The sequence below is a fragment of the Campylobacter anatolicus genome, from assembly GCF_018145655.1.
Classification (GTDB): Bacteria; Campylobacterota; Campylobacteria; order Campylobacterales; family Campylobacteraceae; genus Campylobacter_A; species Campylobacter_A anatolicus.
In genome coordinates, this window is record NZ_JAGSSY010000001.1 from 222,812 (window position 1) to 240,709 (window position 17,898).

At 35.5% G+C, this 17,898-nt stretch carries 15 protein-coding genes and 1 pseudogene; 2 read left to right on the plus strand and 14 right to left on the minus strand.

Features of this window, described 5'->3' with window-relative positions:
- Positions 1–17: 17 nt before the first annotated feature.
- Complete coding sequence (locus tag KDE13_RS01120; protein WP_212142627.1) at positions 18–2,126, plus strand: dynamin family protein; 2,109 nt, start codon at positions 18–20, stop codon at positions 2,124–2,126.
- Positions 2,119–3,951, plus strand: coding sequence for a dynamin family protein (locus KDE13_RS01125; RefSeq protein WP_212142628.1), 1,833 nt, complete (start codon positions 2,119–2,121; stop codon positions 3,949–3,951). The genes KDE13_RS01120 and KDE13_RS01125 overlap by 8 nt, the downstream gene beginning before the upstream one ends.
- A gap of 34 nt (positions 3,952–3,985) precedes the next feature.
- Here KDE13_RS01125 and hemE read toward each other — a convergent pair whose 3' ends face one another.
- The 14 genes and pseudogenes from hemE to lepA all read right to left on the minus strand — a co-directional run bounded on the left by hemE (position 3,986) and on the right by lepA (position 17,508).
- Complete coding sequence (hemE, locus tag KDE13_RS01130) at positions 3,986–5,008, minus strand: uroporphyrinogen decarboxylase (RefSeq protein ID WP_212142629.1); 1,023 nt, start codon at positions 5,006–5,008, stop codon at positions 3,986–3,988.
- Between the two features lie 24 nt (positions 5,009–5,032).
- On the minus strand, positions 5,033–5,539 hold the full coding sequence (locus KDE13_RS01135; protein ID WP_212140233.1) for a YqhA family protein: 507 nt from the start codon (positions 5,537–5,539) through the stop codon (positions 5,033–5,035).
- A gap of 64 nt (positions 5,540–5,603) precedes the next feature.
- A complete protein-coding gene (locus KDE13_RS01140; RefSeq protein ID WP_212142630.1) occupies positions 5,604–6,629 on the minus strand; it encodes an aspartate-semialdehyde dehydrogenase in 1,026 nt (341 codons plus the stop codon).
- 20 nt (positions 6,630–6,649) lie between these two features.
- Positions 6,650–7,918: a sigma-54-dependent transcriptional regulator gene (locus KDE13_RS01145; protein ID WP_212142631.1), complete on the minus strand. Its 1,269-nt coding sequence runs from the start codon at positions 7,916–7,918 to the stop codon at positions 6,650–6,652.
- Between the two features lie 10 nt (positions 7,919–7,928).
- Positions 7,929–8,321 carry a hypothetical protein gene (locus KDE13_RS01150; protein WP_212140230.1) on the minus strand — a complete coding sequence of 131 codons (393 nt, stop codon included), beginning with the start codon at positions 8,319–8,321 and terminating at the stop codon, positions 7,929–7,931.
- The gene (locus KDE13_RS01155) at positions 8,297–8,797 is read right to left on the minus strand and encodes an LPP20 family lipoprotein (protein ID WP_212142255.1); all 501 of its coding nucleotides are present in this window, start codon (positions 8,795–8,797) and stop codon (positions 8,297–8,299) included. The genes KDE13_RS01150 and KDE13_RS01155 overlap by 25 nt, the downstream gene beginning before the upstream one ends.
- A gap of 45 nt (positions 8,798–8,842) precedes the next feature.
- Positions 8,843–11,452, minus strand: a complete 2,610-nt coding sequence (gene gyrA / locus KDE13_RS01160; RefSeq protein ID WP_212142254.1) for a DNA gyrase subunit A — start codon at positions 11,450–11,452, stop codon at positions 8,843–8,845.
- Positions 11,453–11,518: 66 nt separating this feature from the next.
- A complete protein-coding gene (locus KDE13_RS01165; protein ID WP_212142632.1) occupies positions 11,519–12,274 on the minus strand; it encodes an AAC(3) family N-acetyltransferase in 756 nt (251 codons plus the stop codon).
- A pseudogene (locus KDE13_RS01170) lies at positions 12,274–13,549 on the minus strand (DUF4910 domain-containing protein). The gene KDE13_RS01165 and the pseudogene KDE13_RS01170 overlap by 1 nt, the downstream one beginning before the upstream one ends.
- Positions 13,550–13,587: 38 nt before the next feature.
- Entirely contained in the window at positions 13,588–14,169 is a 582-nt protein-coding gene (locus KDE13_RS01175; RefSeq protein ID WP_212142633.1) for a ComF family protein, read from the minus strand.
- Complete coding sequence (locus tag KDE13_RS01180; protein WP_229204321.1) at positions 14,169–14,726, minus strand: YajG family lipoprotein; 558 nt, start codon at positions 14,724–14,726, stop codon at positions 14,169–14,171. Before KDE13_RS01180 ends, KDE13_RS01175 begins: the two co-directional genes overlap by 1 nt.
- Before the next feature lie 12 nt (positions 14,727–14,738).
- Positions 14,739–15,452: a hypothetical protein gene (locus KDE13_RS01185; protein WP_338083701.1), complete on the minus strand. Its 714-nt coding sequence runs from the start codon at positions 15,450–15,452 to the stop codon at positions 14,739–14,741.
- A gap of 11 nt (positions 15,453–15,463) precedes the next feature.
- Entirely contained in the window at positions 15,464–15,676 is a 213-nt protein-coding gene (locus KDE13_RS01190; protein ID WP_212140224.1) for a 2-hydroxymuconate tautomerase family protein, read from the minus strand.
- Between the two features lie 41 nt (positions 15,677–15,717).
- Positions 15,718–17,508, minus strand: coding sequence for a translation elongation factor 4 (gene lepA / locus KDE13_RS01195; protein WP_212142634.1), 1,791 nt, complete (start codon positions 17,506–17,508; stop codon positions 15,718–15,720).
- Positions 17,509–17,898: the final 390 nt, after the last annotated feature.

Genomic DNA, 17,898 nt, shown 5'->3' on the forward strand with positions numbered 1-17,898 from the left:
CGCAAAGAGCTATTTAAATGGATGATTTCCTGCAACATTTTTGGGGTAATTTAAGACTATTTTTAAATGAGCAAACGACGATAACAGCGGATGAGAGTATACTTGCAATAATCATCGCTACAAATGCACAAAATTATGATAGATTTATCGCCTTAAATGAGTTTAAAAACATTATTCGCTCACTTGGGCTAAAAGCGAATTTATACGGCACACAAACCGCACAAATAGGCATAATAAACGCTATAAAAAGCTCAAAAATCTCAAGGTCAAAGCTTCTTTTATCGCTTAAAAATCTCCAAGATGAAAATATCTTAAATAAAGATGAATATAAGCAAATATCAAATTTTATAATCTCTTTAAACGAACAAGACGAATTACAAGATAGCGACCACACAACACTTGCAAAACAGTTTCACCAAAGCACGGATATACTTCATCAAATTTGTCTGCGTTTATTAGATCTTGATAGTGAGCAAATTTTTACTAAAAGATTAAAAACTGCTATGCAAAAGATGAGTGAACTACACTTTAATATCGTGGTAACTGGCGTGATAAATGCTGGTAAATCAACTATGTTAAATGCTCTTTTAAACGCACGAATTTTAGGCACTTCAAACGTCCCAGAGACAACAAATCTCACGCTTTTAAAACACTCAGATACGCCACACGCAGTGGTAAATTTTTGGAGCCAGAGTGAGCTAAGACAGCTTGACATTGTGTATAAAACAGATATAAATTTAAATTTTAAGAGCTTAAATATCAAACTAAATGAGCTTAAAAACTACACTTCAGCCACGAGCGAGATAGCAAAATTTGTAAAAAGCGTTGAGCTGTTTGAAAATTTAGATATTTTAAAGGACGGCATATGTATAGTCGATACTCCAGGTATCGATGATGCAGTATTTTTACGAGAGCAGCTAGTGCGAGAGTTTATGAATGAGTGTGATTTGATGATTCATCTAATGAATGTATCACAAAGTATGACACAAAAAGATATAGAATTTATCAAAAACTCACTTCATAGATCACGTATAGTACGGCTCATAATCGTCCTAACTCACACAGATTTGCTCTCACAAGATGAGTTAAACGAGGTCATAGCATACACACAAAAAAGTATAAAAAATGAGCTAAATCCTCAAAACAATGTCAAAATCGAACTTTTTAGCATAAGTGCAAAGCGGTATTTTGAAGGTAAAAATGATAGTGGTATACAGAGTTTTAAAAACCATATATATAAGATTTTTTTCAGTGCTGATAGTGAAAAATCAACACTTGCACTTAATGGCTATAAAAATGAACTCACTAAAATTTGCACCGAGTTTTTAGAGATTACGCAAAATGAAAAGCTAAATTTAAATAGCTCAAATTTAGAGCTTAGCGAAAAACTTGAAAAGCTAAATTTATATGAAAATGAACTTAATGTATCTGTAAAACAAGCACAAATTTTTACAGATCAAGAGCTTAGTAAGATAAGCATTGATGAGCTTGAAAAACAATGGGATCTTGGGCTAAGATCGCTAGTGCAAAGCACAAAAGAGCGGATTTTAAGTGAGATAAATTTCACTAAAAACAGCAAAAAGCCACTTGAATTAAAACGGATAAATTACATAATCCAAAGTAGTCTAAATGATGGTATCATCGCACTAATGCGACAAAATCGCAACGCGATCTTATCGCAAATAAAAAGCTGTGCGGATAATATACGACTAAATTTTCCTGATCTTTTTATAAGTTTAGATCAAACAATTTTTAGTATAAATGAGTATCTACGCCTTAAAAATATCACATTTAAATATGATAAAGTATGTGAATATATAGATAAATTTATAAACTCAAATGAGCTTGCAAACAGAGTGGATAAAGCTTTAAGTGAGTTTTTACAAGATGAGAAAATAAAGGACTTCGCGTATGAGCTTTGTGAGTTTGAAAAGGATAAATTTAAAGAGTTAGTTGCGATAAAAATGAATGAAAAATTAGAGATATTTAACAAAAATAAAGAGCGTTTAATGTATGAATTAACTATCTTAAAAGGACAAACTAACGAAGCGATAAATGAGCTAGAAAGACTAAAAAATTTAGAATTAGCTTTAAAAAATATAAAAATGGAGCTTTTTAATGTTTAAAAGCTTTATCAATGCCTATAAAAGTGCCTATTTTCAAGTATTTGGTGATGATTTTTATGGTAAATTTAAAAGATTTGCAAACGCTATTTGTGAGCCAAAACTACATCCAAGCGTTGAGTTAAAAGATGAACTAAAAAAACTTGATCTATTTATATGTGAACCGCTTACTATCGCGATCGTAGGGCAATTTTCAAGTGGTAAATCAACATTTTTAAACGCACTTTTAGGCTTTGAGATTCTACCTACCGGTGTTACTCCAGTTACTGCACGATTAACGCACATTAGATACGCTCCGAGCCTATCGCTTCACATTTATTATAAAAATGGCAGAGAGCTTAGTTTAAATGTGAGTGAAATATCACGATTTGTCGATCAACGCGAGAGCTTAGATGACATAAAAGAGCTTTGCATATATGCACCAAGTGAAATTTTAAAGCATTTTAGCTTTATTGATACGCCGGGGCTAAACTCACTTTCAAGCTCAGATACACGCACAACAAAAGACGTGATAGATGGCGTTGCTGGCGTGGTATGGTTGAGTCTAATTGATAATGCCGCTCGTGCAAGTGAGTTAGCTGACTTGTACGAATTTTTAAACAAATCTGATAAGATAGCAATATGCGTATTAAATCAAAAAGATAAACTAAATAAAACAGAACTTGAAAATATCCTTTCTCATGCACAACTAACTTATGATAAAATTTTTAATCAAATCATCGCTATATCAGCTAAACAAGCGGTTTTAGCTAAACAAAATAGTGATCAAAATTTATATGAAAGTTCAAATTTTGATGCGGTAATTGATGCGATAAGGGTAAATTTTAGCAATGAAGATATCAAAGAGAGATTTATTAAGCGAAAGTGTCAAATTTTATTAACCAATTCAATATCCCAACATGAATATATGGCTGAAATTTATCAAAAAGCAGCTGAAATTTTGGCCGAATTTGATGCGAATTTACAAGGAAATTTAAACGAGATAAAGAACAAATTTGAGCCTAAGCTTGAAGCCTCCTTTAATGAGATAAAAGAGATTGCCAAATTTATAAGTAGTGAAATTATCTCAAGCTTAAAATCTAAAAAAATATCACATTATGAGCCAAAAAAAAGTTTTTTTCGTGGTAAAAGCTGGAGCAAAAACGAATACGAGATGATGAGTTTTGATAGTGATGAAATTTTCTCAAAACTCATCTACAATGATGTCAAAATTTCTAAATTTTTTAAGGCTTATAAAAGATCTTTACTCAAGCTTGAAAATGAGCTGAAACAAGATATAAACATAATTTATAATGAACTTGAATGTAAATTTATGATATATAAATCCGAGTTTGAAAATATACGCAAAGAGGTAGCCACACAATCTGATGTGGAATTTGCAAATATTCGCACACACGCCGGACAGGTATATGAGATATTTTTGCGTGATTTTGAGACAACTAAATTTGCAAAAGAGCAGAAAATATCACTATTTTTTGAAAAATTAAATTTAAAAGTTGCGACAAATTACGAAAGTGCGATTAAGATAGCTGTATATTTTATCAAAGAAAAGATCGATATTGCAGCAACTTCTTACGCTAAAGATCCATTACACTTTGCACTGTTTATCCCAAGTTTTAACGAAACATACGAGCGTGTGTTAACGTCACTAAATTTATATGAATTTGAAAATGAAATGCTCTCAAATGCATCTTTTTTAAACAAAATTCTCAATGAACTTGCGTGTGAATTTAATCAGATAAAAACAGAAAAGCTCACAAATATAGATGAACTAAAATCTAGACATATAAATTTAAAAGATGAACTAAAAAGACTTAAGATAGGCTAAAAGCCTAAAAATTTGGCTTTTAGCTTTATAAAGTTTACTTTCTACTTTTTTCTTGCACTTGTTTTATGAAGTATTTTGCATGCTCTACTGGTATATCAGGTAGTATACCGTGTCCTAGGTTAAAAATATGTGGCATACCTTTCATCGCTGAAAAGACTTTATCTATGCCATCATCAATGGCTTTAACAGAGTAAAGACGAGCTGGCTCCATATTGCCTTGCAGGACGTATTGTGGGCTTAGTTTTTCACGTGCTAGATCAAGTGGCGTACTCCAATCAACACCAAAAACATCAAAATTTCCATAAATTTTATCCAAATATCCACTTATTCCCTTTGGAAAAACGATGACTGGGATTTCAGGAAACTCTGCCTTTATTGCATCTACTATGTTAATAATATAGCTAAATCCAAACTCAAAATACGCACTCATCTCTAATGCTGACGCCCAGCTATCAAAGATCTGAATAGCATTTACACCAGCATGGATTTGCTCTTTAACATAGCCAATAAGTGTTGCTGTTACTTTATTTAATATATCGTGCATAAACTCAGGGTCGCTATAAAGTAGCTTTTTGCTTATGGCGTAAGTCTTCGTGCCACCACCTTCTATCATATATGTAGCAATAGTCCAAGGAGCACCACAAAAGCCGATAAGTGCTTTATCCTTAGCTAGTTTATCACGAGTAAGCTTTATCGTGTCATATACGTAGTTTAAATTTTTAATCGCTTCTTTAATATCAAGCTTAGCTAGATCTTCACGTGTTTTTATAGGATTAGGAAATACAGGGCCCTCGCCTTTAACAAACTCAAGCTTCATACCCATCTCAAGTGGTACAACTAAAATATCACTAAACAAAATGGCTGCATCAACACCCAAAATATCCACAGGCTGTATAGTAACCTCACTCGCTTTTTTATAGTCCTTGCAAAGACTTAGAAAATCCCCAGCAGAAGAGCGAACTGCCATATACTCAGGTAGATAGCGACCCGCTTGACGCATCATCCACACAGGCGTATAAGGCGTTGGCTTTTTTAAACACGCATCAACAAATATCATATCAATCCTTTTTCATTATAAATTTTAATGACCACCCTTATGCAAAAAATATAATCCAAGACAAAGTGCAAGTATAGAAACTGCAAGATATGCCATTTCAAGTGGAGTGGTAAAGTTTGCGTGAAGCACACGTTGAAAGAAATTTACGATAAGAACCATTATGATGACGTTTCCTATCTTGCTTTTTAATTCATCAAGCGAATGCACTTCAAGCACATTAGTATTTCTTGATTCCTTTAACGTATCTATCTCAGAGATAAATAGCTCATAAATTCCAAAGCTAAATATATAAAGCACAAGCGCCATAAGATAAAGGTCTATCGCACCAACTATCTCACCCACGACATCAGAGTGAAAATTCTCAGGATGAACACCTTTGAAAAAATAATCATATACATCACCCATAACGGCAGCTACATCATAACTAGCTATGATAAATAGCACTACCGCACCAAGAAGTCCAAAAATAACTGGCAAAATAGTAAAAATATTACTTGAGAGTAAAATTTTCTCAAAAATTTTACTAGGCATTAAGATCCTTTTGTTTAAATTTAAAAATGTGTATTGTATATTTTTTAATCGAACAAAGCAAATTTTACTCCTGTAGCTCTATCCATCTTTGTGCTATTCTCACAGCATTTGTCGCAGCTCCCACACGGATCTGGTCTGCCACACACCACAGATGCAAGACATTTAAGCGGTAGTTATCGCGACGTATACGTCCAACATAAGTCTCATTTGTATCACTTGCGATCAATGGCATAGGATAGGCTTTATTAGAAGGATCGTCTAAAACAACGACACTCGGAGCATTTGATAAAATTTCTCTCGCACGTGCGGCATCTATATCTTTATCAAAGTGGATAGTGATCGCCTCAGAGTGGCTTCTAAGCACTGGCACACGCACACAAGTCGCACTAACTTCTATATTTTTATGCAAGATTTTCTGTGTCTCTTTGACCATTTTCATCTCTTCTTTTGTATAGTCGTTGTCTAAAAACACGTCAATATGTGGTATAACATTTAGTGCCAAACGATGAGCAAAAACCTTTGGTTCACACTCATCAAGCTTAAACTCAAAAAATTTCTGCATCTGCATGACTAGCTCTTCCATACCCTCTTTACCAGCTCCGCTTGCAGCTTGATATGTGCTGACATCCACTCGGTTTATGCCAAATGCGTCATTTAACGGCTTTAAAATTTGCACCATTTGTATAGTAGAACAGTTTGGGTTTGCTATAATTCCGCGACTTTTCCAGAGTTTTATATCTTCTGGATTGCATTCAGGCACGACTAGTGGTACATCAGCATCCATTCTAAAATGGCTCGTATTATCAATGACAACTGCACCACTTGCAGCAGCAAACGGGACAAATTTCTCACTAACTGACCCGCCAGCACTAAAAAACGCTATATCTATATCATGTTCATCAAATACTCTCTCAGTTAGCTCAACAACTTTATAGCTTTTGCCATTAAACTCTATCTGGCTCCCTGCACTTTTTGCACTTGCAAGTGGCAAGACTTCGCCTACTGGAAAATCAACCTCACTTAAAACATTAAATATCTCTTCGCCAACAGCACCAGTTGCACCTACGACAGCGATATTAAATTTTCTCATCTTAACCCCTTTTATAAAATTTATCTCATCTTTCTACTATTTATAAATAGATCCATCACGCCGATCTCATCGGTATCACTAAGTATTGCAGCACGTTGCACGATAGATATTAACTCCCTTATATTTCCCGGATAGCTATAGCTCATTAGCTCAATTACTGCCTCATCACTAAAAAACTTAGCTCCAATTTTATACTCATCGCAAGTTTGTTTAAGTGTATTGTTTGCTATTGCCATTATCTCCTCTTTGCGTTCGCGAAGTGGTGGGATCACGATAGGTATAGTGTTTAGGCGATAAAATAAATCTTCACGAAACTTGCCTTGTGCCATCAGCTCATCTAAATTTGCATTTGTCGCACATACTATGCGAACATCTATCTTTATGCTCTTCATCGCTCCAAGCCTTGTGATCTCACGCTCCTGCAAGGCACGAAGTAACTTTGGTTGCAAATTTATAGGCATCTCGGCTATCTCATCTAAAAATAGCGTTCCGCCATTTGCTAACTCAAACTGCCCTTTTTTTGCGACCGTTGCGTCTGTGAACGCACCCTTTTCAAAGCCAAACAGCTCACTCTCTATTAAATTTTCAGGTATTGCTGCCATATTTAGTGCGATAAATGGCTCATTTTTACGCGGTGAGTTTTGGTGTATAAAATTTGCAAAAACCTCTTTGCCTACTCCACTCTCACCCATAAGCATGACATTTGCGTCAGTTTTGGCAGCCTTTAATGCTATAGTCTGTGTCTTTTGCAAGGCTACAGAGGTTGGCTTTGCTTGATTTTTAATGGACTTTTTGGTACTTGTTTTTAAATTTTTACTGCTTTGCGTTTTAAAACTATTTTTTAAATTTAAATCACTGTTTTGGCTTAGTTCATCGTCAATAATATCAAATAAATTTTTATCCGCTTTTTTAGTAGTTATCTTGTGGGTTTTAGTGCGTTCATTTAGCGTTTTAACCCGCTTTATCGCCTCATAAAGTGTCGTAGCATCAAAAGGCTTTGTTAAAAAGTCCTTCACGCCAAGTCTCACACTCTCTATGGCACGATTTAACGTTGCGTTGCCAGTCATTATTATAACATCGTATTTGCCTCCAAGTTGTTTTATAAACTCAAGTCCGTCAATGCCTGGCATATTTATATCAGTGATGATAAGTTCCACACTCTCATCAAGCTTTTTAAGGGCTTCGGTGGCACTTTTATAAGTTTTTATATTTAGCTCTTCATACTCGCTAAGGGCAAGCTCAAGAGACTTTCGCATATTTATATCATCTTCAACGATTGCGATATTCACACTTACCCCCTTATTTAAATACGCCGATAATAGCAGAATTTGGCTTAAATTCTATTATAAAATTTATAGGATAAATTTTCAAATCCGAAGTTTGTGTAATAATGTTATTTTCGTTCTTAAATTCACTAAATATACCGACTTTTGTGCCTAAAAAGCAGTCAAATACCTTATCTTTATACAAATTTAAAAATTGCTCGGCAGTTGTATTCTCATCCTTTACGCCATCTATCTGACATAAAAATTTAAGTGATGAGCTTTTTGTCCTTGTCATCGCCTTTGAAAATGCGATCTCTTGTGAGATTATTATATTGTTTTGACTTGATAGTTTAGCCCAGAATATAAACTCCTCTGAGCTAAAACTAAATTTTATAAAAAAGATTAATAAGCAAAGACTTCTCGCCACTTTTCTTGGTTTATCCTAAGCTCCATATTGACCTTATAAAGCCCATCTTTAAAGCTTTCGCTTACTATGTTTGCGTTTTTAACTAGACCCTGCACCTTTGATGTAATGCTTGAATCGCCTAGCATCGCATCACGCACGGTATCTTCGGCATTAATCTTCACGCCATAAAGCTTACCTGCAAGTTGACTATACGCATCAGCCATCGCTGCACGTTTAGCAAGAGTTAGTGACTGAGCGTATGAGACAGAGTTTAGCGGTGCTATCCCCTCTCCACTGGCCCTGATAGTCGTCTCAACAGGTGTGCTATCATATATCATCTTCTCTTTTTTCATCACCTCTCTAAGGTCATCCTTGTCAACCTTTTGGATAACTACATTGTGGTTATCTGTTCTTGTACTGTCGCCAAAAAAGCCATTCCAAGAGCATCCACCAAATAGCACAACCATTAAAAAGAGTGTTATAAATTTAGTATTCATATTCTACCTTTAAATTTAACTTCTAAGCCTTTGCTTTTAACAAATTTACTCTAATTCTAAGCCATCATCGCTATCAAGCTCATCATCACTATCTTCTTTTGGACATTTTGCAATGCTTACAACCTCATCACCATCTACATTTACCACGATAACGCCGCTCGTGTTACGCCCTGCTTTGCGTATGCTTTGCATATCTACACGTATCATCTTGCCACTTGAAGTTAAAGCCATTAGATCTTGCTCGTCATCAACCATAACGACGCCAATTAAATCACCGGTTTTATTAGTTAACTTCATGCATATAACACCCTTACCGCCACGGTTTGTCAAGCGATACTCATCAGCAGTTGTGCGTTTGCCGATACCTTTTTGAGATATGCTTAAAATCTCTTGTGTATTACTCTCAATAAACGCTGCACCCACGACCTCATCACCTGGTTCTTTAAATTTAATACCAGTTACGCCACGAGCCGTTCGCCCCATTTGGCGGACTTTATTGACATAAAATTTAAGACACATACCCTTTTTAGTAACGATAAATAGCATCTTTTCATTAGTTTCAGTATCCTCAACCTCTGTGTTTTCATCTATTTCGTTTTGTATCTCTTCAAGTTCCATAATCTCCGCATTATCTAAATTCTCTTTTAAATTTTCATCCATATCTGGTGCTTCTATATCATCGTTATCTACGATAAGGGCTGTTACTAGTTCATCATTTTCATCTAAATTTATAGCTCTAACGCCGATTGAACGGATGTTTTTAAACTCACTTAAATTTGTGCGTTTTACTATGCCATTTTTAGTGAAAAATGCTAACGATTTACTCTCATCAAAATCAGTCGTAGGAATGATAGCCTTTATCTTCTCATCAGGCTGAAGTTGGACTAAATTTACTACCGCTTTACCTTTTGCAGTTCTTGAACCTTCTGGAATTTTATAAACTTTTAGCCAGTAAAGCTGTCCGCGGTCGGTTACAAACATAAGCGTATCATGCGTGTTGGAGGTAAAGAAGCTCTCAATAAAATCATCATCATATGTTGTTACTGCTACTTTGCCTTTACCGCCACGCTTTTGCTTCTCATACTGCTTACTTGGTACACGCTTGATGTATCCGCGATGAGTTATCGTAACGACCATATTTTCATTTGGTATGAGATCTTCGATGTCAATATCATCATAATCATCAACAATCTCAGTGACACGTGGCACTTTAAATTTATTTTTTATCTCAAGCAATTCATCTTTAATGATCTGCTCTAGTAGAGTTTCACTCTTTAAAATCTCATCAAGTCTTGCTATCTCAGCCATAAGTTCTTTTAACTCGTTGTCTAGCTTCTCACGCTCAAGTCCTGTAAGTTTGCTTAAACGCATATCCAAAATAGCATTTGACTGAAGCTCTGAAAGACCAAATTTAGCCATCAATCCATCACGAGCAACCTGAGTGTCAGCACTATTTCTGATAAGCTCTATAACAGCGTCGATATTATCAAGTGCGATTTTAAGACCATCTAATATATGAGCTCTTGCACGAGCCTTTTCAAGGTCAAATATAGTCTTACGGATGATAACTGTTTTGCGGTGATTTAAAAATAACTTTAAAAGTTCAATAAGTGTAAAAATTTTGGGCTCTTTGTTATCAATGGCAAGCATTATAACGCCAAAGGTGCTCTCCATAGTCGTTGATTTAAATAAGTTATTTAGCACGATATCGCTCATCGCATCGCGTTTTAGCTCTATGACTACACGTATGCCCTCTCTATCAGACTCATCACGCACTTCACTTATGCCATCTATCTGTTTATCTTTTACAAGCTCGGCGATCTGTTCTACAAGCCTTGCTTTGTTTGTCTGATAAGGCAACTCATCTATGACTATCACATCTTTGTTTGGCTTTTTCTCAATATGCGTTTTAGCTCTAATTTTTACACGTCCACGACCTGTGCGATAAGCCTCTATGATACCCTTTTTACCAAATATAATACCGCCGGTTGGAAAGTCTGGCCCTTTGATATGCTGCATTATCTCTTCAAGGGTCGCATTTTTATTATCAAGAACAAGCAAAAGTCCATCTATAAGCTCATCAAGGCTATGCGGAGGAATATTTGTTGCCATACCGACTGCAATACCGCTTGAACCGTTTAATAATAAATTTGGTACTCTACTAGGTAAAACATCGGGTTCAAGTGTGCTATCATCATAGTTTGGTATAAAATCCACCGTATCTTTATCTATATCACGAAGTAGCTCTTCAGCTAGTATCGTCATTCTAGCCTCTGTATAACGCATAGCCGCTGCACTATCACCATCAATAGAGCCAAAGTTACCCTGACCATCAACTGTCGGATAACGCATAGAGAAGTCTTGTGCCATCCTAACAAGTGCGTCATAAACAGCTGTATCGCCGTGTGGATGATACTTACCGATGACATCACCCACGATACGAGCAGACTTTTTATAAGGGCTACGTGAGCCTACACCAAGGTCGTTCATGGCATATAAAATTCGCCTGTGAACTGGCTTTAATCCATCTCTAGCATCAGGCAATGCACGACCAATGATAACGCTCATTGAGTAGTCAAGATAACTGCCCTTTATCGAATCTTCAATATCAACTGCAGTTATGTCTTGGTTTAAATTTAAAATATTCTCTTCCATTCTTATCCTTAAAAATAACTGCGTAAATTGTAGCCAAAATTTAATAAAAACTGGCTAAATACTATCTTAAAGCTTAATAGTGTATAAATTTCTTGCCCTATTCTCTTTTATGTCTTTTTTGATTATCTCATATGCTGATTTTGCTTTAAATATCTTTATTTCGTTATTATTTACTATATTTATTTTCATTATTTTCTGCTTAAGAAAAATATCTTCAAGTGGCGTTAAATTCGTAAAAACATTATCTCGCCTAACAAACATTGAGTATTCTCGCTTGCTAAACTCTCCAAGCTCGTCTATATATCCGCCAATAAAGGTCTTTTCAAATCTATAATCAACTAAATTTTGTTGCTCAGCATAATGTACAAATGTAAATGAATGATCAAATGACAAATTTACAATCACCATTTTTGCATTCATTTTATGGATAAATGCAAATGGAGAATCATCTCCAAATGAGCTCGTATTATCTAGTCTTAGTAGCTCATCTTTGTATTTTCCATACACAGCAAATGAGTATATAGGATGTCTAGTTCTAACAAAGTCATCTCGTATCAAAGCTACACTCCCCAAAGCTCCTGTTTTTGACTTTGTATGTTTTATATCATAGTTTATGCCATGACAAAAATCCCAAGTAAATGTATGAAATATCAACGTTCCTTCTGGTGTAAGAGCGTCTATCATTTCATCAATAAGATCATTTAATAGATTTTGTATACTTTTACACTTTTTTCTTGATTGAAAAATATACCTATTAAAATCACCAGTAACAACTACCACATCGCCTTTACAAAGCTCAAAATTTTTAATCAATTCACTCATCATACTTCATTTATAAGCTCAAATTTTAAAAGATTTTTGATTATATATTTTAGCTCTACCGCCTCCACACCAAGCTTATCGGCAATAGCCATAACATCCATCTTGCCATTACAAAATGCAAGGAAATTTCTAAGCATCATCATATCGGTTGGGTATTTTGGATCGGCATTTATAGTTTGTATAAGTCCACGTGAACCTAAATTTGGCTCACAGTAAGTTGTAAGCTCGTAGGTTGCATTTATCTCTAAATTTAAAAGAGTATTTCGTACGTATTCAAAGCCACCTTTAAGCCCTTTAGGTGTTACAAGATTTAAATCATCAAGGCTTGTATGATACTCTTTATATTCACCAAACTTAGAGCGACAAAGCGTAGTTACTCCTAAATTTAAACGTGGGGTATTAAACTGTCTCTCATCACTACCGCGATATAAAAACGGATAAATTTTTGGCTCATTTGTTATAAATTTAAGTGTATGTAAAACCGCCCTATCGCTTAAGGAATTCTCATCAGGACTTAAAACCGCACTATAATCTCTCTCATCACCTATGCAGCTAAGCACAAATCCAGCAACAACTTGGCTTTGTAAAAATTCTAAATTCATACTTATATAGCATATTGAACCGATAGTTTCAGGGATGATTATAAATTTATAGTTATATCTTCGCTCATCTTGTGTTCTAAGCCATTTTATCAGCTCGCACCATACAGCAGGACCGCTTAGCTCGTTATTTGCCATTTGGGGATGACAAAGATAGGTTGAGATGAGTATAGTTTCATTAGTATCACGAGTAGCTTTTATATCTACTTCACAATAATTTAGCTCACCATCATCTTTAAAGTCGGTATCTATAAAAACCCTATAAACTCCATCTTTGAGCCTATTACGCTCATTTTGCGATATGCAAAATCCCCATCGTCTCTCATAATAGCTCGTAGTATATGGTATGGCATTTGGCAAATTTGGTAGCGAGTAAAGATGGGATTGTAGTTTGTCTAGACTAATTTTTGCATTTATAGGCGTTGAGTAGTTTAAAAGATGTAGGTTATTTTTCTTAAATTCACATATTTTATCACCATCTGGGGTAATGATATAAGCGTCTTTAACGACCCACTCAGGTGGTATGGTCCAGTCAAAACACTTTGTTTTACTTTTAATACTAAAACGTCTGCTACCCCCCCCCTATATGCCTATCTATCACATCTAAACTATCACGAAAGCCCTGTCCCGTGATGCTTCGCGGGATACAAAATAGTTCCCTAATAAGCTCATACATACATTATTCCTTAAAATTTTATAACATTATATCATATTTTAGTATCTCGCATCAGCTAAAACAATGCCACAGAGCACATCAAAACCATTTCGTTCAAGCGTTGTTTTGGCTTCAAGCAGCGTTGTGCCTGTGGTTATGATATCATCTACTAAGATAACTGGGTATTTTGGGTGATTTAAGAGTTTGAATTTCCTTGGATTATTTTGCCGAAATTTAAGCGTCTGCCCGCTATAGCTAATATGTGAAGTAGCGTGCAAACAGCGGTAAAGTGGCTTTAAATTTAAAGACTTCATCGCACGTGCAAGTATCGCCGTATGTGAGTAGCCGTGTATTATGCGGTCATCTATTGGTACGACATTTAATGGAGTTTGAGTGGTAAAATTTAAAGCAAATTGTTTAAAACTTAAATTTGCCAATGCCTTATAGGCAAAAAGTCCGTGCATTTGGTGTTTTGAATGAATAAGACATTTTATATCAGAGTAATCATAAAAGCTATAAATTCTTAGCTCATTTTGCCTATCTTTTACTTCACGCACAGCCACATTTGGGGTAGATAAAATTTCACGACAACTCCTACAAAACACCCCAAATGTAAAACAACTGCAACTAAAACAACGCATTAGTTATTTAAAATTTGCTCCGCACATCGCCTTATCGTATCATTTAACATATCTTGCAAAAATGGCTTAAATGCCCCGCCTGTGCGTATAAGCTGGAATTTGCTTTGATTATCTGCGATATTTTTTATGATATTTTGCTCACCTTTTGTGATTTTAAGCGTTATCTTGATATTACCTTTCATATTATCTTGCGAGTAGCCACTCATATTTGCACCAAGCTCGTTTATATACACATCAATAACCACCCCACCCATACTTCCGATATTTGCTCCACGTGATTTTAACTCACTCTCAAGAGACGTTTTAAACCAACTTGATATATCATTTTGCAATACCACATACTCATCCACACCACCCTTGCTATCGGTGATGGTGGCTACTGTACTTTTATTTTTGCGGTTATCATAGATATTTTTTATCAAAACATCTTTTGAGCTTTTTGATGATACGATACTTGTCTTGTAAGGATCTAAATTTAACACACTTTGAGTCGGCGAACAACCGCTAAATATCGCTACAAAAATAAATACTATTATAAATTTTAAATTTCTCATCATCTCTATCTCTCCTTAAAGTTTTGATATCTCATCAGCGACCTTCATAGCTGCCTGTTTTACTAAAAGTGCGATGAAAAAGTCAAAGTCTTTGGACTCCTTAGCGTCTAGCACTCTAACTTGCTGCCTTGTTGAAAGACTTAAATTTCTATTTAAATTTATATTATGAAATCGTAAATTTCCATCAAGTCTGCCATTTAATATCTCGCTAGTTTGGCTATATTTGCCTTCTAAAAATTTAAACTCAAAATCAAGTTTATATGTATAAGGTGACGTTTGAGTATCGACCACAATGATACCGCGTGAGTTTAGCTCCTGTTGTAAAAATAGATAAAATAGCACTTCTAGGCGTGGATTTGAGTTGAAAAACTCTTTTTTACCTTTTTTTGATACAAAATGTATACTTCTAGCACTATTTCTTGCGTCAGTAATGCGGTGAAAATAGACTTTTTTAAGTCCTATATTTGTATCTATCATATTTTTTTCTAAGCAACATTTTATCGCTACATCGCTTGTATATTCACTACCATTTATAAGCAGATCCGATCCACTCGGACTACACATACTACAATCGCTTTGGATACGCAAAACCTCCTCAAAATGCATCTTATCAGCATTACTCACGCTAATACCATGACTTCCATCAAGTGCGACGCAAGATGAGCAAAACATCGAACTACAACCATTTAAAAATACCGCTATAAAAATCGATGTTACAAATTTCAACACTTTATCTCCTTTTACTCTGCTTGTTTCTTACGCAAATTTGTTATGCTCTCGCCGCCAAGCCCATAGTTATCCGTGTCTACTTCATCTATGATAACAACTGTACTTGAGCGATTTTTACCAAGCACAGTTGTTAGTAAATTTGTAACACCATCTATCAAAAGTCGCTTCTGTTCGGCTGTTGGGGTGCCATTTTCTTTAGTTACTCTGATATTTACAAATGGCATTTGTTATCCTTTAAATTTATAAATTTTAGCAATTAATAGACCTAATCAATCTTTAACACGCTTAAAAACGCTTCTTGTGGTAAATTTACCTTGCCGATTGCTTTCATACGCTTTTTCCCCTCTTTCTGCTTTTCAAGTAGCTTCCTTTTACGTGTAATGTCACCACCGTAGCACTTAGCTGTTACGTTTTTACCCATTGACTTGACATTTTCACGTGCAATGACCTTGTTGCCAATGCTTGCTTGTATCGCCACTTCAAAAAGTTGACGCGGAACTATCTCTTTCATAGCCTTAACAAAGTCTCTACCTTTACTAGCCGCCTTTGACTCTGGCACTATGATAGAGAGTGCATCTACTGCCTCTCCAGCGACTTTTATATCAAGCTTTACAAGATCACCAACCCTATAATCACTCGGCTCATAATCAAAACTCGCATAACCCTTTGTAGAGCTTTTAAGTTTATCATAAAAGTCCATAACTATTTCATTCATCGGTATATCATACTCAAGCAACACACGTTCAGGAGTGATATAATCCATCTTTGTCTGCACTGCTCGGCGGTTGTTTAAAAGTGTAATTATGTTACCCAAAAACTCGCTTGGTGTGATGATAGTTGCTTTTACATAAGGCTCTTTTATCATCTCTATTTTATTGACCGCTGGAAGCTGACTGGGGTTTTGAATTTGCAAGATAACACCGTCAGTTTGCACCACTTCATAAGTAACTGTCGGTGCTGTGGCGATAAGATCAAGTCCAAACTCACGCTCAAGTCGCTCTTTAATAACCTCCATATGCAAAAGACCTAAAAATCCCACTCTAAAGCCAAATCCAAGTGCAATAGATGTCTCAGGCTCATAGCTTATAGAGCTATCGTTTAGCTTTAGTTTATCAAGTGCGTCACGAAGATCTTCAAATTTATCAGTCTCTATCGGATAAATCCCTGCAAATACAAATGGTTTTGCTCGCTCAAATCCGCCAACAGGTTCTTTCGTCGGATTTTTCGATAAGGTTATAGTGTCGCCAACCTGAACGTCACTTACATTTTTAAGTCCAAGTACGACTATGCCGACTTCACCTGCTCCTATTTTAGGCGTTTTTATCGGTGCAATCGGATTTGGATACATTAGATCTAGTACAATGTGTTTCTTACCAGTTCCCATCACTAAAATTTCATCATTTTTATTTATCTCTCCATCATAGACACGCACAAGCGATAACGCCCCTAGATAGTTATCAAACCAGCTATCGTATATAAGCGTTTTTAGGGGTTTTTGTATATCACCACTTGGTGCTGGTATGCGTGTAACTATAGCCTCAAGTAGCTCTTTTATGCCTACGCCAGTCTTTGCACTCACTTCAATCGCATTCGTGCAGTCAAGCCCTATGATATGTTCTATCTCATCCTTTACACGTTGCGGATCGGCAGCTGGAAGGTCTATTTTATTTATCACCGGGATGATTTCTAAGTTATTTTCAAGTGCGATATAGACGTTTGCAATCGTTTGAGCCTCAACGCCCTGAGAAGCATCAACTACTAGCAACGCTCCCTCACAACTTGCTAGTGAGCGTGAAACCTCGTAGCTAAAATCCACATGTCCTGGTGTATCTATTAAATTTATGATAAATTTTTCGCCATTTAGCGTGTAGTTTAGTCTCACAGACTGTGCTTTTATCGTGATACCACGCTCTTTTTCTATATCCATCGTGTCCATTATCTGGCTACTCATCTCACGCTCACTCACAGCCCCACACTCGCTAATAAGCCTATCTGCTAAGGTGCTTTTGCCGTGATCTATATGAGCTATGATGCTAAAATTTCGTATATTTTTCATTAAAAATTTATCCAATTTAAAGATTTGAGATTTATTTTGCCTAAATTTGATTTAAAATATGCATAAATGCCTTTGAAACGTTAAGTAAAAAGTCACAGATATTATAAATAATAAACAAAAGCATATTAGATTAAGTGTAAAGTAGAGCAACGGCTTATTAAATAGCGAGACAATAATGCTTTAAAAGAGTATTTACTAAAAAATGGCGAATCCGAAGCAAACCACCCAGACGTAAAAATTATTTTATGAGATTAAAAATTAAACTTCTTTCCAATTTTGTTTGAATACAAAGACTATAAAAAATTAGAAAAGTTCGATAGTGATAGTAATGTAGACAATCACACTAATAAAATAAACTGTTTTCTCAACTATACAAATAACTACGCCTTA